The sequence below is a fragment of the Bacillus sp. FSL W8-0848 genome (assembly GCF_038007805.1).
Taxonomy (GTDB): domain Bacteria; phylum Bacillota; class Bacilli; order Bacillales; family Bacillaceae; genus Bacillus; species Bacillus glycinifermentans.
The window spans coordinates 3,417,682-3,438,442 of sequence record NZ_JBBOYB010000001.1 but is presented as its reverse complement, the minus strand read 5'-3'; the positions used below and the strand labels follow the sequence as shown (position 1 = coordinate 3,438,442).

The window sequence follows — 20,761 nt, the reverse complement described above, 5'->3', positions numbered from 1 at the left end:
TTTGAGCTTGTTTAGCTATATTTGTATTGCACAAATTCCTATGGATAGAGGAGAAAATAAATGAATATAAATCGTTTATTTAACTTTAAACGAACTGAAAAAGAGGAAGATATTCTTCAAAAACATGGTTTTCAGGTATTAAATAGAGATGCTTTAGAAGAGAAAAAAGAAGTGGCAGTAGTCGTTCCCGTCTACAATGCGGAAAAGTATCTCAAAGAAACGGTAGACTCGGTCATCAGACAAAATTTCGGTTTTCATCGCATATCTTTAATCTTGGTTGATGACTGTTCAACAGATCGTTCAAGGGAAATCCTGAACGAATATGCAGACCTTTATGGAAACATCACGGTCGTTCTTCTGGAAACCAATACCGGAACGCCGGCCCATCCGAGAAACCTGGGAATCGAATTGGCAAATGCGAAATACATCACGTTTCTTGATGCAGACGACTGGTTTGCCCCGAATGGAATTCTAAGTTTATATAAAATACTAGAAGAGAGTCAAGTCAACTACGCGGTAGGGAAAACCATACAGGTTGAAGCAGGCGGTCAAAAAATAATCGGCAAATATGAATCTGTGAAGAAAAGACTGAATGTTTCTCCGCTTTCGATTCCGCACATTTTTTATCATCTTGGCCCGCGCGCTAGAATGATGCGCCTCGATTTTATCAAGGAAAACAAGATCAGGTTTCCTGAAATGAAATTTGCGGAGGACAAGCAGTTTTTCATGGATGTTTTATTTAATTGCCGTGAAATTTCAACCACAACAGACCCTGTCTACTATCTGAACCGGCTGGATGAAAATAACGGTTCACTGACGAAACAGACAAATATTATAGAAAAAACAGACTCAAACATAGCCGTCATGAAATACGTTTTGAGTAAAAAACTGGACAAAGATATAGAGAAAATGGCTATCAACCGCCTGGTCGAATTCGATGCCATTACCCGTCTTTTTGACAGGCACCACTTCTTAAAGAGCGAAAGCAAAGAAGAGTATTATGAAAAGTTCAAAGAAATTCTGGGGATCTTAAAGAAAACAAAATACGATATTTCCGAAACGTTTTTCAAGCCGATGCATAAAATCGCCTTTGATCTATTGAAAGAAAAACGGTATGACGAGATCGAACAATTATTCCGCTGGTCGAAAAAGGAGCCTAATAAAAAAATCGTCATTAAAGGTGATACAGCTTACTATGAAGGCCCTTTAAAAGATGAAGCATATAAACTGATCGAAATACCGCTGTATGCAGAGGTAAACAGCCACGAATTTAACGATGATGTATTTGTCATGAATTTTTCCGCTTACGGCAAACAAAGAGTCAATATAAACGGGATACAGTTTCAGCACAGGGAAAAAGCCAATATTGATCATGATTTCAACGTGACTGCAGAAGATGACGGTTCCTACAGCCTGAAGCTGACCATTCAACAATTGGCTGACCTGCGCGCAGGTGGATATGTCATGTATCTTGTGTATAATGATTATGAAAGAATTAATTTAATAAAGGATACAGATGTTAAATCTGAGAAAGACATCAATCAAAAAACGTATATTTTTTATAAAACCGTAAAAGGCAATATTTCTTTGAAAATAAAGTGAAAAACGTTCTGCTAATTGGATTTGATAAAAGAGGAGTAGACTTATTTTATGGTTAATGCAGTTGCAATAAAATGCAATTTAATCGATCTAAAAATGAAAGATTGGCAGGTCCACCTCGTTTTCTCTTTTGAAAGCTCAGCCCCTGCTGAAGAAATTGGTCTGCTGGCAGTCAATCGGAAATCAAAGGAAGAGCTGCAGTTCCCCTGCGAAAAAGTGGGGGGATCGGAAGAACAGCGATACAAGACAGTCATCAATTTAGAGGACCTTTTAAGCCATGTCAGAGGGACGGGGTGTGTTGATTTCTATGCGACATATCGGATGACTGAGGACATGACTGACATCCTTCTGAAGAAAAGAATGAAGACAGAGTTTCAACCGATTGAACTTTCCTGGAAGCGGGATGATGAAGCAGGAGTTTTCTTCCTTCCGTATACGACCAAAAAAGGAAACTTTTCTTTGAAGGTTCTGACGAAAAAAGCCGTTGCTGAAGTTGAGCGTGTCGAATTAAATCCTGAAGGTGAATTGACGCTTAAGGGATATGCTTTTTTGCTTGACAGTGAAGGATTCGGCGTCAAGCAAAGACGGCTTGTGTTAAATGAAATCTCGGATTCAGAGGAAAAAAGGCTTTTCCAATTTCCTTTGGAGGAAGAAAAAAATGCCGGTTTTACCGTGCGAATCGGTCTTAAAAAGCTTTACGAAGAAAACGTTATGCCTGCCATGTTTCAGTTTCATATCGAATTTATAGGCAAAGACAAAGATCCCGAAACAGACGAGGAAGTCGTGAAACGAAGCAAAGCGTTAATGCTGAAAGATAAAGCGAATCCGCAAAACAGCCAATTTACGATTCTCGAAACGGAAAAAGGCCCGGCGCGTTTTCATGTCTATCCGCAAAAGAAAAAGAGAATGATGCGCTTAAGAATGAATGATTATACATTTAAAACAAGGGCTGTTTATTTCGTCGTCGGGAAAAAGAACAGGGCTGTTTCCTTTTTCCGCAGAAGAAAAAATAAACTGAAGAAGAAAATAGACAGAGGCGTGAAAAAGGCATATTATTTCACCTTCGGACTTGCTGCAAAACTGCCCGTCAAAAAGAAGACCGTCATTTTTGAAAGCTTTGCCGGAAAGCAGTACAGCTGTAATCCGCGGGCGATTTACGAATATATGAAAGAGAACAAACCGGATTACGACATGTATTGGAGCGTAAATCCGGATTATACGGATATCTTTGAGGAAAAAGGCATACCTTACATCAAAAGGTTTACCCTGAAGTGGCTGTTTGCCATGGCAAGAGCCGAATATTGGGTTGTAAACAGCCGCATGCCTTTATGGATTCCAAAGCCGAAGCACACGACATATCTTCAAACATGGCACGGCACGCCGCTAAAACGTCTTGCCGTCGATATGGATGAAGTCCATATGCCAGGCACCAACACGGAAAAATACAAAAAGAATTTCACGATGGAAGCATCAAAATGGGATTATCTAATCTCGCCGAACGCATACTCAACCGAGATCTTTGCCCGTGCATTCCAATTCAATAAAACGATGATCGAATCCGGCTATCCGAGAAACGATTTTCTCCATACGGACAACAATGCCGAAACGGTTCGCGCATTAAAAGAAAAAATGAAGCTGCCGGCTGACAAAAAAGTGATCATTTATGCGCCGACATGGCGGGATGATCAGTTTTATAAAAAGGGAAAATACAAATTTGACCTTGATTTGGATTTGGCGAAAATGAGGGAGGAAATCGGAGATGACTATGTGATCGTCCTCAGGATGCACTACTTGGTGGCTGAAAACTTCGACCTTGAGCCATACCAAGGGTTTGCATACGACTTCTCTTCATATGAGGACATCCGCGAGCTTTACATGGTATCCGATTTGCTGATCACGGACTACTCTTCCGTCTTCTTCGATTTTGCAAATTTGAAGCGGCCGATGATTTTCTTTGTTCCCGACATTGAGACATATCGCGATAAACTGCGCGGCTTCTACTTTGACTTCGAAAAAGAAGCTCCGGGCCCGCTCGTCAAAACGACGGACGCAGTCATCAAAAAAATCAGGGAAACGGAATCGCCGGACTACCGCCTGCCGGATATATTCGAGCCTTTCTATGAGAAGTTCTGTTATCTGGAGACGGGGAAATCGTCTGAGCGAGTTGTGGAGAAGGTTTTTGAATAGTTGAAACAAAAAGAGCCGTTGCATTTGCGATGGCTCTTTTGTCTATAACTAGGTAATTCCCCCCCCTGTAAACTGTCCCATAATTGGTCTTAACTTTTAAATAGAATTATGTTATTATAGTTCCCATGTATAAATTCAAAGATATGAACACATGTTTATTTTTCTTGGAAAGCGATTTAATTCTGTAGGTTCTTGTGCAGTCAATTTTGAAGAGAGCATAAAAATTTATTTTTTTATAAATAATCAATTAAAAGGGGATTATAATGAAGAAAAAAGTGAAAATAGCAAAAAGAAAAGTGAAATTTCTATTAGATCCATTTAGAACTTATAGAAATAATATTAACTTTAAACGTTCGGTCGATTATACTGTAAATTTTGAAAAAAATGATATCGATTCTAATATAATACTCTATGAATCATACCATGGCAAAGCTATGAATGACAATCCTTATGCATTATTTAAATTTTTAGTGAATGACGAGAAATATAAGAGATTTACTCATGTCTGGGCCTTAAATGATCAAGAGGACAACCCTTATGCCGAAAAGTACAAAAATTCAAAAAATGTAAAGTTTGTTAAAGTACATAGTGAAGAGTATATAAAGTATTTAACTAAAGCAAAATACTTAATTAATAATGTTACATTCCCTCCTTATTTCCAAAAAAAAGAGGGGCAGATATACGTTAACACTTGGCATGGAACCCCTCTAAAAACTCTCGGTAAAGATATGGAAGGCCCTATTGGGCAACATAAAAATATTCAAAGAAACTTTCTGCATTGTGATTATATTCTTTCACCTAATAAGTTTACTTCGGAAAAATTGATAGACTCGCATGACTTAAGAGGTCTGTATAACGGGGAAATCATTGAAGAGGGCTATCCAAGGATGGATTTAACTTTTGATACAGATAAAAACGAAATAAGAAAAACATTAGATAATATAATAGAGTTTGATCCAAATAAAAAAACTGTTCTTTATGCGCCAACGTGGAGAGGCGAGGTTGGGAATGTTTCCAATATTAATGAGGAGCTCATCAATCATATTACAGAGTTAAACGAGAAGCTTCCTAGTGATTATCAACTTATTCTAAAGGTACATACACTTTTATTTAAACACATCAAACATAATGAAGTATTGATGAAGAAATGTATTCCTGATTATATAGATACAAATGAATTATTATCAATTGTAGATATATTAATAACGGATTATTCAAGTATATTCTTTGATTACATGGCGACTAATAAACCCATCATTTATTTTATGTATGATAAAACACAGTATTTAAAAAAGCGTGGTATGTACCTGGATGTTAATACTCTGGCTGGTCCCATTTGTCAAACAACCGATGAAGTTGCAAAAAATGTAGAAAATATAGAGTATGTACAAAAAAAATATCACTCGATTTATCATGAAATGAATAAAAAATTTATGAAAAGAGTTGGAGATTCTACCGAAAAGGTAGTAAATATAATTTTTGATGAAAATAGAAAAAAAGATGATTGTATATTTGATGTTAAAGAGCCGGATAAGAAAAATATATTAATTTATTGTGGAGGATTTCTCAATAACGGGATAACTTCTTCAGCTATTAATTTATTGAATAATATTGATTATGATAGGTACAATGTAGTCGTAATTGATAAGGGTTCCTATGACTCTGAGTCTTCTTACAATATAAATAGGTTAAATGAAAAAACTAAGAGAGTTTATCGAGTTGGAAGCATGAATTTAACAATCAAGGAATGGTACTTGCATGGTTTAATGAATCGAAGAGGATATACTGAAGAACTTGCAAGAAGAAACCCCGGGGAAATTTATCAAAGAGAAATCAATCGTATGCTGGGGAATGCAAAGATTGATATTGCAATTGATTTTAGTGGCTATGTACCTTTTTGGACAATGATAATGGCTTTTGGTGATTTCTCTAAGAAAAGCATATACCAACATAATGATATGTATGCAGAAACGAAAAAGAAGATAAATGGGAAATATAAGCACAAACAGAAGTTGGGTATTGTTTTTTCGCTCTATAAACTATTTGATAAAGTTGTGTCTGTTGCAAAACATACTAGGGATTTAAATGTCAAAAGCCTAGAAAAATATGTAGATTCAGAAAAATTGGTTTATGTGCATAATTCTCTGAATGTAGAAAAAATAATTAATGCTGTCGAAAAACATGACTTAACTATTCAAAAATTTGACGGAGAAGAGTATATTATTCAAAAGGAAGAAGTAAATGGAGGACTTTTGAGTATAAAAGGCATTAAAGTTCCTAATGAAAATGGAATCAATTTCGTCAATATGGGAAGATTATCGCCAGAAAAGGATCAAGAGAAATTAATTAAGGCATTTTATCAATTAGTTAATAAATATGACGATTTAGATATTAAACTTTATATTATTGGTGATGGAGTTTTAAAGGGGAAATTGACTGAATTAGTTAAAAGAATGGATATTGAAGGAAAAGTAATATTCACAGGACAATTGAAAAATCCATTTTATTTAATCAATAAAGCAGATTGCTTTGTTTTATCTTCAAATCATGAAGGTCAACCCATGGTATTGCTGGAAACTCTAGTTTTAAACAAACCTATTATTGCTACTGATATTGCCGGATCTAGGAGTATATTGGAAGATGGATACGGAATACTTGCTCAAAATAATATTCAAGGCCTTTTGATTGAAATGGAAAAATTCGTCATGCGAAAAAGTTTCAAAGATAAAGTTTTAACAATAAAAGAAAGAATTAGTGGCCAAAATTGTAATCAAGCACTTTCTGAAATAAACGAATTACAAAAAGACCTTGATTATAAAAAGAAATATAAAAAATTTGACTACGAAAATTATAATATTCAGGCTATGCAAATGTTTTATAGGGAAGTTTGTTTTGAAGAAATTGAAATTCAATCTCAAAGTTTATCAGTCTGATCTTACACTAAAGCTATGCTATTAAATATAAAAGAAAACCCGAATGGAGATCGTAAATGTCTCATTCGGGTTTTTGAGATATTTTAAACAAACCACCGAATATGAAAAGGATACCATGACAATTCATCAGCATTTTTATTGGTAACCCCTAGAAGCTTTAGTCGTCCATTTGGTTGGACCTGCCAATATGCAGAGCTTGTATGAGACGAGACGTTTGTATATTGGAAGTTTCTATCAGGTGCTAAATCTTTTGGAAATTCGATATATTCACCAGCATTTCCGTTTGAAATACCTTTTATCGCACCTGATAGTTCCACTTCGTTTCCAATCCTTCTTATCCTAGGGATAGTGTCTTTGGCATATACTTTAGCGTTATTTAACAATTTAACATCATTATAAATATAGCCGGTAGCGTCTTCTTCTTCATTTTTAACGGCTCTATCAAAATTATTTTGTGCTGAACTATTATGTTTAATTTCGTAAAGATGATTTATAGCTGCTTCAAGGTCTTTTATTAACATATACTCCAACGATTTTTCATTGTCTATATTTGTGTACTTTAAATTCAAATTATTAATATCTAACGGCTCATATATCAATTCCTTTTTAAAAGCGTCTTTATCGGTGCTTTTATAAAGGTATAAAAATAATTCATCAGAAGTTAATTTCACATTTTTGTCTAGCAGGTATTTATATGAGTTTCTCCAATGGATACCTATTGTACTTTCAGCATTCAGAAGTTTAGGTTTGTTAAACATAAGTGAAATCCAATTCAGAATGTTTTTATTAATGAATTGACTTGTTGATCTATAAGGGAAATGTGCTATTTTTAAATTTAATTTACCATTTATTTTTTGCTTCCCTTTATAATAAACATAATGATTTCCATTGCCGATCTTATAGTCAATATAGTGCTTCTTATCATGACAAATCATCGATTTGGCAGATTGGTATTTTTTTCTTCTGTATCTGATTTTATCTAAAATATTTTCGTTAAATGGAACATCTTTAAAATACACATATTCTAGTCTATCCATTTGATATACATTTCCTGGGATAATATTGTTTTTTATTTCATTGATATCACCATAAATAAACTCATCCGCATCTAAAAAAATTATTGCTTCAAAATTAAATTCATTTGAAATTCTAGCATATGCATCTGTAGTTTTTTTGTTTTGTTCAAATGAAGGGTCGTTGTCTTCCCAAAGGGTTATCGGTAATCCTTCTTTTGATAAATTCTCTAATATTTTTTAGTGCCATCGTTCGGCCGATTAATAGAAATAAACATATGATCCAAGTATTTTAAATTATATCTAACGAATATTTCTATTATATCTGCCTCATTTTTAACCATTGTAAAAGAAACAATCTTTTTTTTATCATCCGTTCTTTTTTTTTTTGCATTTTAAGCAGCTCCTAGGTTTTTATTAGAAATGATATGTACTGGATTTTAATGGAGTACTGATCTTTTGAACTAATATTACTTACTATTCTAAACGAAAAAAAGAAATTAACAAGTTTTCGTAAAATTTTAAAAATTTTTATCTGAAGAGATTGTTAACAAATTTTATGACCAGCTAAACGAATAATAATCTTTTTCCCGCAAAAATAAATTATATGGTTGAATACCAATAATTAAAAAGTGGTCCTTAATGAAAAAAAACTTATGATCTGTTACAATAATGAGCGGTGCTTTTAAAAGTAAAGTTACATGCAAAAGCCCCAAATTTTAACCTAAGGAAGATTAGAATGAATGCATTGGTGAAGGTTCTAAAAGAGGTATTTTCTTCGCTTCCGCTGATTATGCGGCTTGCGGTTTATGAAACGAAGTCAAAGTATCAAATGAATTATTTGGGTGTTGTTTGGCAGTTTCTAAATCCGCTGATCCAGATTTTAGCTTATTGGTTTGTGTTTGGAACCGGAATTAAAGGCGCCAGGGCAGATGTTGACCATTACCCGTTTATTATTTGGATGCTTGCCGGCATCATTCCATGGTTTTTTATCAGCCCGACGATTCTTGATGGATCAAACAGTGTATATAAAAGAATTAACTTAGTGTCTAAAATGAATTTTCCGGTCAGCTCATTGCCTGCCGTTGTGATTGCTTCCAATTTATTCAGCTATTTAGCGATGACGTTCATCTATGTTTTAATACTTTTGGGAAGCGGGCATTTTCCAACGCTGCATTGGCTGCAATATTTTTATTATCTGTTCTGTATGCTCGCGTTTATGTTTTCGTTCAGTTTGCTTAATTCGACCATCAGCGTTTTAGTGAGGGATTATCAATTTTTGCTTCAGGCCGGGACAAGGCTGCTGTTTTTCCTGATGCCGATCTTTTGGGATGTGGCGCACAGCTTGGCGAACAGGCCGCATGTGTTGGCGGTCTTAAAATTAAATCCGCTTTTCTATATTATAGACGGCTTCAGAAACAGCTTTTTAAACGGGAATTGGTTTTTTGAAGATATAAACTATACCTTGTATTTCTGGATATTCACCTTGCTGTTATTGACGGTGGGCTCGATCCTGCATATGAAATTCAGGGACAAGTTTGTTGACTTTCTTTAATAAAGTAAGGAGATTATATGATGAAACTAAAAGTTTCGTTTCGAAATGTTTCAAAACAGTATCATCTGTACGAGAGACAGTCTGAAAAGATAAAAGCGCTGTTTTTGCCGGACAAAAATGATAAAGGGTTCTTTGCCGTGCGAAACGTCTCCTTTGATGTTTATGAAGGGGAGACCATCGGCTTTGTCGGAATCAACGGATCCGGAAAATCGACGATGTCGAATCTGCTGGCGAAGGTGATTCCTCCGACAACCGGTGAAATCGAGATGAATGGACAGCCGTCCCTGATCGCGATTTCTGCCGGGTTGAACAACCAGTTGAGCGGGAAGGACAACATCCGGCTTAAATGCTTGATGATGGGATTGACCAACAAAGAGATTGATGAGCTTTACGATAAAATCGTCGAGTTTGCCGATATCGGGGATTTCATCAATCAGCCTGTCAAAAGCTATTCAAGCGGGATGAAATCGCGCCTCGGTTTTGCGATCTCAGCCCATATTGATCCTGATATTTTAATTATTGATGAAGCATTGTCCGTCGGTGACCAGACGTTCTATCAAAAATGCGTCGACAGAATTAATGAATTTAAAGAGCGCGGAAAAACGATTTTCTTTGTCAGCCATTCGATCGGCCAAATCGAAAAAATGTGCGACCGCGTAGCCTGGATGCATTATGGCGAAATGCGCATGTTTGATGAGACCAAAAAGGTTGTCAAGGAATACAAAGCTTTTATAGACTGGTTCAATAAGCTGTCGAAAAAGGAAAAGAAAAAGTATCAAAAAGAACATATCGAAAGCCGGATGCGTGCTCAGGAAGAAGAGAAAACGGTCCGCCGTTATGAAAAAAAGAAGAAGCCTGAAACGATCGCAAATGTAATTCAAATTGCCGTTCTTACGGCACTGCTCATCGCAAGTGCGGCCGCGATGTTTGTCAACACCCCTTTGCGGACGGCTGCGTCATCAGGTGCGGAAACGAAAAAAATCGAAAAGCATCATGCTGAACAGAAAGCAGGGAATTTTACTGCGGTGAATCAGCCCGCATATGTGACGAATGATCGTCTTCAGACATACAGCGACAAAGAAATGAAACACAAAACGTCCGTTTCTTTGCCATTCGGAACAGCAGTGACGCTGGTGTCCCAAAATAAAAAACAGGTGAAGATTACGTTTAACGGAAAAAGCTATTTTGCTGTTAAAAATGGTATTTCTTTGGAGAAAAACTTTTCTCATGCCGGTTTGTCAGTGAATGCGTTTCAGCCGTACTTTACAGAAAAACATCGATCCTCATACGAATATTTTCTTTCGTTTCTAGGGAAAGACAAGGCAGTCTTGCAGTCAGGGCTTAGAGGAGAGGAAGTAAAAACGTTTGAGGACGGAAGAGACAGCTTCCATCTCGGTTATGAAAACGTCAGCTATGTGTTAGATGGCGGGAAGGCGGCGGAGGTTGTGTTTTATGATCTGCAGCCTGTCAGCCCGTCGTCGCTGCGGCTTCAAGAAGATCAGGTGACATTTGATAAGGATCAGAAGCGGTTTATCGTCAAAACAGATAAGCAGACGTTTATCGTCGACAATGAAAAGCATACGCTGAGCGTTATTCAGTAACATGAAAAACTGGCAGGATCTTCTTCCTGCCAGTTTTTGTTTTGCGCTGAATTAGATTTCTTCTTTGTTCAAGAGTCCTTCCATAAATGGAACAAGTTTTGATTTCAGCTCAGAATCCTGCATGGCGAATTCAAGCGTCGTTTGAATAAAGCCAAGCTTTTCACCGACGTCATATCGCTTGCCTTCAAAGTCGTATGCAAAAACGCGCTGAATTTCATTTAATTTTTGGATCGCGTCTGTCAGTTGAATTTCTCCGCCTGCTCCGACTTCCTGTTTTTCTAAATACATGAAGATTTCAGGAGTGAAGATGTAGCGGCCGAGGATCGCCAAATTGGAAGGGGCAGTTCCCGGTTTTGGTTTTTCAACAAAGTTCTTCACCTGGTATCGGCGTCCTTCTTTTGTGAGAGGATCGATGATTCCATAGCGGTGTGTTTCGTCTTCAGGCACCTGCTGAACGCCGATGATGGAAGAAAGGGTTTTCTCATATTCATCCATCAGCTGGCGCAGCCCAGGCGTTTCTGCCTGAACAATGTCATCCCCGAGCAAAACGGCAAAAGGCTCATTGCCGATGAAGTTGCGCGCACACCATACAGCATGTCCGAGTCCTTTTGGCTCTTTTTGTCTAATATAATGAATGTCAGCCATATTGGATGCTTTTTGAACCTTTTCAAGCAGTTCTTTTTTTCCTTTTTCTTCAAGGTTGCGTTCCAGTTCAGGCGCATGGTCAAAATGGTCTTCGATGGCGCGCTTTCCTTTACCGGTTACGATAATAATATCTTCAATACCGGAATCGATTGCCTCCTCAATTATGTACTGGATTGTCGGTTTGTCGACAATGGGAAGCATCTCTTTCGGCATTGCTTTCGTTGCCGGGAGAAAGCGGGTACCAAGCCCTGCCGCAGGTATAATGGCTTTTCTTACTTTTTTCATCAATAAAGCACCTTCCTTAATCTTTAAAGAATCTTTTTTGCAATGGTTTTCATGCTTTCTTTAAACTTTACCACAATTCGTGAGTTTTCACACGTATTAGCAGTATGAAGAAAGTCATTTGCTTATTCTTGACGAATGATGCAGCACAACAAGCATGTTATGATAAAATACAATCAATAATTGCGATAACGTATCGTCAGTGAAAAAGGAGAATATGCCGAAATGAAAAAACTTAAGATCATGACAGTATTCGGTACAAGACCTGAAGCGATTAAGATGGCTCCTCTTGTGCTCGAATTAAAAAAACACCCGGAGATTGAATCGTATGTAACGGTTACCGCACAGCACAGGCAGATGCTTGATCAGGTGCTTGACGCGTTTCATATTCGGCCTGATTTTGATTTGAATATCATGAAGGAACGGCAGACATTGGCCGACATCACGTCAAATGCGCTGACAAAACTTGACCGGCTTTTTCAAGAGATCAAACCTGATCTTGTACTTGTGCACGGTGATACGACGACCACGTTTGCAGGCAGCCTTGCCGCTTTTTATCACAGGATTTCAGTCGGCCATGTCGAAGCCGGATTAAGAACCGGGAACAAATATTCTCCATTTCCTGAGGAATTGAACCGCCAGCTGACAGGTGCGATTGCAGACTTTCATTTTGCGCCGACAAAGCAGGCGGAGGCCAATTTGTTAGCGGAAAATAAAAATGCAGATTCCATTTTCGTTACGGGAAATACAGCCATCGATGCCTTGAAAACAACGGTGCGGGAGGAATACTCGCATCCGCTTCTCGATCGGATGGATGGCAGCCGGATGATTCTGTTGACCGCGCACCGCCGCGAAAATTTAGGCGAGCCGATGGAAAACATGTTTCGGGCGATCAGGCGGATCACGGAAGAATTCGGAGACGTACAGGTTGTTTATCCGGTTCATTTAAATCCCATCGTCAGACAAGCTGCCGAGCTGCATTTCGGCGGTTCGGACAAGGTTCATTTAATTGAGCCGCTGGAGGTGATCGATTTTCATAATTTTGCTTCCAGAGCGCATTTCATTTTAACCGATTCCGGAGGTGTGCAGGAAGAAGCGCCTTCGCTCGGAAAACCTGTTCTCGTATTAAGGGATACGACAGAACGGCCTGAAGGCGTAAAAGCCGGAACATTAAAACTGGCCGGGACGAATGAAGAAGATGTATACGAGCTGACGAAGCAGCTGCTGAATGATCCTGATGAGTATCAAAGAATGTCAAAAGCGTCGAACCCATACGGTGACGGAAATGCGTCCAAGCGCATCGTAGCTGAGATTCTCTACCGGTTTGGCTATCGGACGGACAAGCCTCTTCCGTTTAATGAACATTAAAAACGAGCTCCGCATTTCGTGTGCGGAGCTCGTTTTGTTAATTGTTAAGCCCAAGGCTTTCTTTTAATTCTTTTGAAATCGATTCACGGTCGCTTTCGTAGACCTTATAGTAATAGATTCTGTTAATTTTGGTTCCCTGACCTTTAAGCTGGTGCTGCATGACATTGTTGCGCGCTGATTTGTAGTTTGACTGAATATCCCACATATCGTCAAACGTGAGATTTGTTTTCACGTTGTCTTCGATTACTTTAAACATATCGCCGAATTTCGTTACGGAAGAGATGTTCGCCCCTTTTTTGATGATGCCTTCAATGACCTGGCGCTGGCGTTCCTGTCTTCCGAAGTCGCCTTTTGGATCCTGTTTTCTCATCCGGGTGTAAGCAAGCGCTTCTTCCCCATTCAGCGTGATTTCGCCTTTCTTGAATGAATATCCGTCATAGCTGAAGGCAAACGTGCTGTTCACCGTAATTCCGCCGAGCGTATCGACAATATCTTTGAAGCTCTCCATATTCACTTTCACAAAGTAATCTACAGGCACGTCCAAAAAGTGTTCAACCGTGTCGACGGTCATTTGGGTTCCTCCGAAGGCATAGGAGTGGTTGATTTTGTCCATCTTTCCTTTGCCGATGATTTCGGTGTACGTATCACGCGGAATGCTCACCATTTCTGTTGTATTCGTTTTTGGATTCACCGTCATGTAGATAAGCGAGTCGGCCCGTCCTTTATCACCTTTCCTTTCGTCAACGCCCATGATTAAGACCGCGATTGGATCCTTGCTGTTGACGTCCACCTGCTTGTCCCGTTTATCAGACTTTCCGAGATCCTCATGAATGCTGGCGACGGTTGAGGCTGCTTTATTCCAAAGGTAGTATGCATAGCCGCCGGTACATAAAACGAATAAGCCAATAATCGTTAAAATAATGAAAAGGATTTTCCTTTTCTTTTTTCTTTTTTCAGCTCTCATCATTTTCCTCGCTTTAAAGTTTTTATAATCTGATTTGATTATAAATTTTAAAAATACTAGAAACAACTAATTTTTTCATATCTCTGGTTTTAATATTACAAGTAAATTAAATAGCACTTAAGAATGTTACAAAGAGCCGCATTCTTCTATAAAATTATAAATGTTTGTCGATAAAAAACAAGAGGTGATGAAAAATGAAGAAACTTGCGGCGTTTACGTTCTTTATGCTGCTCCTAGCCGGATGCGGCACTGCCGAACAGGTAAAGCAAGGCGAACAAACCGAGCAAACCAACCAAACCGACCAGGTTCAAACGGAGGACGGTACGTTCGTTGGACAGGCAGACTCTCATACGATTGAGGTGAAGATTAATAACGAGCCTGTCAGCTTAAACATTGTCGGTGACTACGAAGGTGACATCGATCAATTAAAAGACGGACAAAAAGTAAAAGTGACTTACAAAAAAGCCGAAAAAGGACAGCTTGAATTGAAAAAAATCGAAAGCGAGAAATAATTCAAGCCTGTCAATGAAGGGAGACATTTGGAGTCTTGAAAAAAACAAAGCAAGTGATGTTGTTTGCACTTATCATGATGTTGTTGATTACCCCTTCCGTTTCTTTCGCTGCGGATTCCATATCTGTCAAGCTGACCAACTATGTCGGCAATAAGACAAGTTTGGATATTTCAACCGCGGGATATTACAAAGTGACCGGCAGCAATGTCGCGGATACAAAACGATATGGCGGGGCAACGCGTTATGATACTGCAAACACCGTCGCTTCCAGCGAATGGAAAAACCCGTCTACTGTTATCGTCATGAACAAGGATGAGGAGCTTTTCAGAGATTCGCTCTCTGTCATTCCCTTGGCCAAAAAGTTAGATGCTCCGATACTGCTTTCTCAGCCGGACAAGCTTACATCAGCTACCGAAAGTGAAATCAAGAAATTAAATCCCGATAACATTTTGGTGATCGGCGGAGAGAAAAGCATTTCAAAAAGTGTCGAAAGCAAGCTGAAGAAATACGGAGCTACAAAAAGAATCAGCGGTAAGAACCGCTACGCATTATCAGAAAATATTGCAAAAGAGATGGGAAGCTATGATAAAGCGATTGTGGTAACAGGAAACGTTTATCAAGATGCGCTTGCCATTGCTCCTTATGCTGCTAAAAATGGGTACCCGATATTTTTGGCGGGTACGGATTATCTTCCTAATTATAAACTTCCTAAAAAAGTAATTGTGGTAGGAGGCACTTCAAGCGTCAGCAGCAAAGTAGAAAGCCAAATCAAAAAACAAGCCGATCAGATTACAAGAATTCCGGGCTCAACCAGATACGAGCTGTCTGCGAACATTATAAAATATTTAAACTTAAGCACTGACAAAGCAGTTGTTGTAAATGGCACTAAGTATGCAGACGTACTAATCGGCTCATCTATGGCAGCTAAACAAAACCGTCAGCTGCTGTTCGTCAAAAAAGATGAAGTGCCTTCAAACGCAAAATCCATATTTAAAGAAAAAGGGACGTATGCGTTTAATCTGATCGGAAGCACAAATTCGCTTTCAAGCAGCCTGCAAAGCAATCTGTCTAAGGAATTTTACTTAGTAGGCGGAAAATCTTATAACCTGAATGTCAGCAGCGGAAACATGAGTTTGAAAAATATCAGAACATTTGGAACCGCTGTTAAAATCCAGCCTGAAAAATACTCTACTTCAAACCGGATCAGCATTAACAATAAAGAATATTTAGGGACGGTCAATTTCACCGTGGAATCTGGAAAATACGTCAGACCAGTCAATGTTGATATTCCGTTTGAGGACTATTTAAAAGGGGTTGTGCCGAATGAAATGCCGGCAAGCTGGCCGTTAGAAGCGTTAAAAGCGCAGGCGGTAGCCGCTCGTACATATTCAGTCAGCAAAATCGGACAAACAGTTGCGGATACAACGGCGTTTCAGGTTTACGGCGGATACAGCTGGTCTTCAAACTCCAGCAAGGCTGTGGATCAAACGAAAGGAAAGGTTCTGAAATACAATGGCAGCCTGATCACTGCCGCCTATTCTTCAAGCAATGGCGGCTACACGGAAGCGAGCAGTGAGGTGTGGAGTTCAAAAGTTCCTTATCTGATTGCCCAAAAGGATTCCATGGATCCGCAAAACAGCTGGTCATTAACGCTGCCGAAAACACAAATTAATACCGGTTCTCTTAATATGAGCAGCGCCGACTCATGGTGGTCAAAAACGACAGAGGCGAATGCATCGCAGCTGAAAGGATTAAATAACTGGATCATTAAAAACAAAGAAACAAGTGCAGACGGCGTCAAAATTGCGGGCATCAGTTCCTTCTCCTTCAGCGGGAAAACACAAGGACAGCGCCCTAAGAATGCGTCGATCAAAGTCAATTACCTTGTGAAAAACGGATCAAAAGTGGCGAGTAAAACCGCAACGATTGATGTGTTAACGACGGATCTAAGAACGATGATAGGAGCTTCCGTTTTTAAAAGCACGTATGCGAGCGTGAAGGAAGAATCGAAACAGTTCGTCATTAGCGGAAAAGGATACGGCCACGGTATCGGCATGAGCCAATACGGAGCGAAAGCGAGAGCCGCGGCGGGGAATTCATATAGTTCTATTTTAAAATTCTATTATCCGGGGACGACGTTAACGAACTATTAAACTAACATTTTAAAGCGGAAACAGGAGGCAGCCTCGTCTCTTGTTTTCCTTTTTATTGCCGAATGATTTGAAATATTTGGAGGGGAAGATATTGCGATCATTATTAAAGGTCCTGACATTCAGCTTTTTAGGCCTTGTCCTATTTATACCTTCTGCGCTGGCAGACAATTCAGCAAACAGGATTTCCGGGAATACCCGCTATGCTACGGCAGTTGAGGCCTCTAAAAAGGGCTGGTCAACAGCCAGCACAGCAGTTATTGTAGGCGGGGATGCATATTCGGATGCGATTGCGGCCATCCCGTATGCTTATCAAAAAAATGCGCCTCTTTTATTAACAAATAAAACAAATCTTTCTTCGGAAACAAAAAACCGATTAAAAGAGTTAAAGACGAAGAATGTGGTGATTGTTGGAGGGACTCCTGCAGTATCGAACGGAGTAGCTACGCAAATTAAAAATTTGGGAATTTCGGTGAAACGCATTGCGGGAAGCACCCGGTATGAGACTGCAGCCAAAGTGGCCAACGCCATGTCAAGCACATCAAAAGCAGTTGTAGCAAACGGATTTGTATACCAAGATTCGATCGCTGTCATTCCATATGCGGCCCAAAACGGTTACCCTATTTTATTTACCAATGAAAAAACGTTAAACAGCGCTACTTCCGGAGCAATCAAAAGCAAAGGTATTAAACAAACGATTGTAGTCGGAGGAACAAACAGCATCAATGGCTCGCTGTATTCAAAGCTCCCGTCACCTACACGGATTACGGGAAAAAACAGATACGATCTCTCGGTTAATATTGCAAAGAAATTTGGTTTAAGTACGAGCAACACGTATATCACCAACGGCTTCCGCTTTCCTGATGCCGTCGTAGGAGCTGCCCTTGCTGCAAAACAAAACAAAGCGATCCTTCTGACAAATGGAGAAAATTTATCAAAGGAACCGAGAGCGTTCATCGGCGACAAAAATATTAAAACCTTCTCTGTAATAGGCGGAACGCCTTCTGTTGCTGCCAAAGTCGTCACTCAGCTTAAAAATCCGGCCGTCGGCAAAACGATCTTCATCGATCCGGGGCACGGTGACCAGGATCCTGGTGCAATCGGCAACGGCCTGCAGGAAAAGGATGTAAACCTGGATATCGCAAAACGGCTGAACAGCAAGCTGAACAGTGCGGGCGCTATTCCGGTGATGTCACGGTCAAACGATACGTTCTATTCGCTTGAAGAGCGGGTGAAAAAAGGAGCAAACGCGAACGCTGATCTGTTTATCAGCATTCATGCCAATTCAGCAGCCCCTTCAGCTGCCGGAACCGAAACATACTATGATGAAACGTATCAAAGCGCCAACAGCAAGCGGCTTGCCGAAGAAGTTCAGCCGCGGGTCGTCAGTGCGCTCGGAACAAAGGACAGAGGCGTTAAAACGGCGGGATTCTATGTGATTAAATATTCTAAAATGCCGAGCGTTCTAGTAGAAACGGCCTTTATCACGAATTCATCAGACGCGGGCAAACTAAAAAGCGCGACACTAAAAGATAAAGCGGCAAAAGGGATCAATGACGCCGTTTCTGCGTACTATAGATAGAAGACTTGAGAAGCCGATGTTTCGGCTTCTTTTTTTATGCCTTAAAATATAGTATGATAATTCCATTGATTCAAGAAAAAGGAGAGTCGATATCGCGGTTAACAAAAAATAAAAAGAATTTATAAAAAAATCACGCAATTAATATTCTTTAACAGGCCCTTTACATTGAGTTTACGTTCGTATGCTACACTGACGCAGAGATCACAAAGTACCAAACAAATCGTGAGGTGTATGTCAGTGAGCATGGACAAAAGCTTAAGAATGTATAATGAATATTCAAGCCAGCAAACCTATTCGTGCGCTCTATCTGAAAAAGCAGAACGTTATTTAAATGTAAAACGGGCAATGGATATCGTCCTTTCACTCATCGGACTCGCTCTTACACTGCCGGTGATCCTATTATTTTGTATCCTGATTTCTATAGAGACTCCGGGCTCTCCTTTATACCGCCAGGAACGCGTCGGCAAGGACGGAAAGCACTTTAAGCTGATCAAGCTGCGTTCCATGAGGATTGACGCTGAAAAGTCAGGGGCGAAATGGGCGGAGAAGGATGATCCGCGTATTACTGCGGTCGGATCTTTTATAAGAAGAACAAGAATCGACGAGCTTCCGCAGCTGATCAATGTGCTGGCGGGAGATATGAGCCTTGTCGGACCGAGGCCTGAAAGGCCGATGTTCACGGCGCAGTTTCATCATGAAATCCCGGGATTTAAAAACCGTTTAATTGTAAAGCCGGGGTTAACGGGGCTGGCGCAGGTAAACGGAGGCTATGACATCAGTCCGAGAGAAAAGCTGGTACATGATCTGTATTATATTCGAAATTTGACATTTCTTCTCGATTTGAAGGTTATGGTTAAAACAATTAAAGTAGTATTGACTGGTGAAGGAGCCAGATAATCCGCGAAAGTTAGGAAAAAGTTATGTCAACCATTACGAAACAAATTTTAAACGGTGCAAAATGGACAAGTGCCTCAACGTTGATCATCACGGTTATCCAGATTGTGCAATTTGCGCTGCTCGGCAATATGATGACAATCGCCGAATTCGGATTGGTCGGAATGCTGACGACCGTTACGGTGTTTACGCAAATCGTGCTTGACATGGGGTTCGGGGCCGCGCTGATTCAAAAAGAAACGGTCAATGAGCGTCAATTATCGACATTGTACTGGCTCAATATCATTACAGGGATCGCGCTGTTTGCCGGACTTTTTTTCCTGAGCCCGGTGATTGCGGGCTTCTATCAGCGGGATGAGCTTGTGCTGCTGATTCGCATATTGGCGGTGATGTTTTTGATCGCACCGGTCGGACAGCAATATCAATATTTGCTGCAAAAGGAACTGAGATTTCAAGTTCTCAGCAAAATCGAAGCCGGAGCAAATGCATTGTCTTTTGTTCTGCTGATCGTATTAATTATTCTGATCGATCCGATATTGGCCTACGTTTTGTCACAAGTTTTTCTAAATTCGTTTAAGGGTATCATGTTCTTTGCTGTATATTTAAAAAAATGGCGTCCTTCATTTGTTTTTGCGCCTTTGGAAGTAAAAGATTTTTTCTCTTTCGGCGCTTTTCAGCTTGCCTCAAGGCTCGTCAACAGGCTTGGGGCGAATATTGACATGATTTTAATCGGCCGGTTTCTCGGCGCGGAGGCTTTGGGAATCTATAACTTGGCTTATCAGATTATTACGATTCCCGTGATGAGGATCAATCCGATCATTACAAGGGTCGCCTTTCCCGTCTTTTCCAAAAATCAAAGCGATAATACGACATTGCGGGAAGGCTTTCTGAATATGACGAAGCTTCTTGCGCTTGTGTCGTTTCCGCTTCTGATCGGGCTGACGACCGTATCTGACCTGTTTATCGACGTCGTGTTTGGAGAAAAGTGGCTTCCCGCTGTCCCAGTTCTTAACATTCTGGCAATTGTCGGTCTGCTCAGGGTTCTGATGAATCCGAACGGATCGGTTTTGCTGGCAAAGGGGAGAGCCGATCTGGCCTTTTATTGGGACAGCGGCATTCTCGTCCTTTACGGGCTGTCGCTTTATGCCGCTGTGCTGACAAAGGATTTAACGGTTGCCGCCTGGACGTACGCCGCCATCAGCCTGATCAACTTTTTTATCGGAAGGTGGCTCTTGAAATATGTCATCGAGCTGAAACTCGGGGATTATTTCAAGACAATCGGAAAACCGCTCGCCTTAACGGCGTTAATGGCCGTCGTCGCTTTCTTCTTGAGCGCGGGCACTAGACACCTGCTTCCGGAAGCTGTACTCCAGCTGGCCGTTTCGGTCGGAATCAGCGCAGTCTTCTACGGTTTTTTGGTCGGAAAGGTTTACCAGCGTGCTTTGAGAGCTCAATTTAGCAGAAAGGGCGGTTGAT

At 40.0% G+C, this 20,761-nt stretch carries 14 protein-coding genes; 11 read left to right on the top strand and 3 right to left on the bottom strand.

Annotation, left to right across the window (positions count from 1 at the left end; all coding sequences use genetic code 11):
* Positions 1-60: 60 nt before the first annotated feature.
* The 3 genes from NSQ39_RS18200 (at position 61) to NSQ39_RS18190 (ending at position 6,719) form a co-directional block, all read left to right on the top strand.
* The gene (locus NSQ39_RS18200) at positions 61-1,602 is read left to right on the top strand and encodes a glycosyltransferase family 2 protein (protein ID WP_046130107.1); all 1,542 of its coding nucleotides are present in this window, start codon (positions 61-63) and stop codon (positions 1,600-1,602) included.
* A 48-nt stretch (positions 1,603-1,650) separates the two neighbouring features.
* Positions 1,651-3,786 carry a CDP-glycerol glycerophosphotransferase family protein gene (locus NSQ39_RS18195; RefSeq protein ID WP_175075799.1) on the top strand — a complete coding sequence of 712 codons (2,136 nt, stop codon included), beginning with the start codon at positions 1,651-1,653 and terminating at the stop codon, positions 3,784-3,786.
* 263 nt (positions 3,787-4,049) lie between these two features.
* Complete coding sequence (locus NSQ39_RS18190; RefSeq protein WP_216899229.1) at positions 4,050-6,719, top strand: glycosyltransferase; 2,670 nt, start codon at positions 4,050-4,052, stop codon at positions 6,717-6,719.
* Positions 6,720-6,802: 83 nt separating this feature from the next.
* Here NSQ39_RS18190 and NSQ39_RS18185 read toward each other — a convergent pair whose 3' ends face one another.
* Complete coding sequence (locus NSQ39_RS18185) at positions 6,803-7,756, bottom strand: hypothetical protein (RefSeq protein ID WP_236809611.1); 954 nt, start codon at positions 7,754-7,756, stop codon at positions 6,803-6,805.
* A gap of 715 nt (positions 7,757-8,471) precedes the next feature.
* Here NSQ39_RS18185 and NSQ39_RS18180 point away from each other — a divergent pair.
* Positions 8,472-9,287, top strand: coding sequence for an ABC transporter permease (locus NSQ39_RS18180; protein WP_046130105.1), 816 nt, complete (start codon positions 8,472-8,474; stop codon positions 9,285-9,287).
* 20 nt (positions 9,288-9,307) lie between these two features.
* Positions 9,308-10,888: a teichoic acids export ABC transporter ATP-binding subunit TagH gene (gene tagH / locus NSQ39_RS18175; protein ID WP_046130104.1), complete on the top strand. Its 1,581-nt coding sequence runs from the start codon at positions 9,308-9,310 to the stop codon at positions 10,886-10,888.
* Between the two features lie 51 nt (positions 10,889-10,939).
* On the opposite strand, the gene galU is transcribed toward tagH, so the two are convergent.
* On the bottom strand, positions 10,940-11,818 hold the full coding sequence (gene galU, locus NSQ39_RS18170; RefSeq protein WP_046130168.1) for a UTP--glucose-1-phosphate uridylyltransferase GalU: 879 nt from the start codon (positions 11,816-11,818) through the stop codon (positions 10,940-10,942).
* 222 nt (positions 11,819-12,040) lie between these two features.
* Here galU and wecB point away from each other — a divergent pair, with 222 nt between their 5' ends.
* Positions 12,041-13,183 carry a non-hydrolyzing UDP-N-acetylglucosamine 2-epimerase gene (gene wecB, locus NSQ39_RS18165; RefSeq protein WP_046130103.1) on the top strand — a complete coding sequence of 381 codons (1,143 nt, stop codon included), beginning with the start codon at positions 12,041-12,043 and terminating at the stop codon, positions 13,181-13,183.
* A 37-nt stretch (positions 13,184-13,220) separates the two neighbouring features.
* On the opposite strand, the gene tagU is transcribed toward wecB, so the two are convergent.
* Positions 13,221-14,147, bottom strand: coding sequence for a polyisoprenyl-teichoic acid--peptidoglycan teichoic acid transferase TagU (tagU, locus tag NSQ39_RS18160; RefSeq protein ID WP_046130102.1), 927 nt, complete (start codon positions 14,145-14,147; stop codon positions 13,221-13,223).
* Positions 14,148-14,341: 194 nt separating this feature from the next.
* Here tagU and NSQ39_RS18155 point away from each other — a divergent pair, with 194 nt between their 5' ends.
* The 5 genes from NSQ39_RS18155 (at position 14,342) to tuaB (ending at position 20,760) form a co-directional block, all read left to right on the top strand.
* A complete protein-coding gene (locus NSQ39_RS18155; RefSeq protein ID WP_216899233.1) occupies positions 14,342-14,659 on the top strand; it encodes a hypothetical protein in 318 nt (105 codons plus the stop codon).
* Between the two features lie 35 nt (positions 14,660-14,694).
* Complete coding sequence (locus tag NSQ39_RS18150; RefSeq protein WP_046130100.1) at positions 14,695-16,812, top strand: SpoIID/LytB domain-containing protein; 2,118 nt, start codon at positions 14,695-14,697, stop codon at positions 16,810-16,812.
* 91 nt (positions 16,813-16,903) lie between these two features.
* The gene (locus tag NSQ39_RS18145; protein WP_216899235.1) at positions 16,904-18,391 is read left to right on the top strand and encodes an N-acetylmuramoyl-L-alanine amidase; all 1,488 of its coding nucleotides are present in this window, start codon (positions 16,904-16,906) and stop codon (positions 18,389-18,391) included.
* Between the two features lie 243 nt (positions 18,392-18,634).
* Complete coding sequence (locus NSQ39_RS18140; protein ID WP_373688030.1) at positions 18,635-19,288, top strand: sugar transferase; 654 nt, start codon at positions 18,635-18,637, stop codon at positions 19,286-19,288.
* A gap of 23 nt (positions 19,289-19,311) precedes the next feature.
* Positions 19,312-20,760 (top strand): teichuronic acid biosynthesis protein TuaB, encoded by a 1,449-nt coding sequence (gene tuaB / locus NSQ39_RS18135; protein WP_175075795.1) that lies wholly within the window; start codon positions 19,312-19,314, stop codon positions 20,758-20,760.
* Position 20,761: the final 1 nt, after the last annotated feature.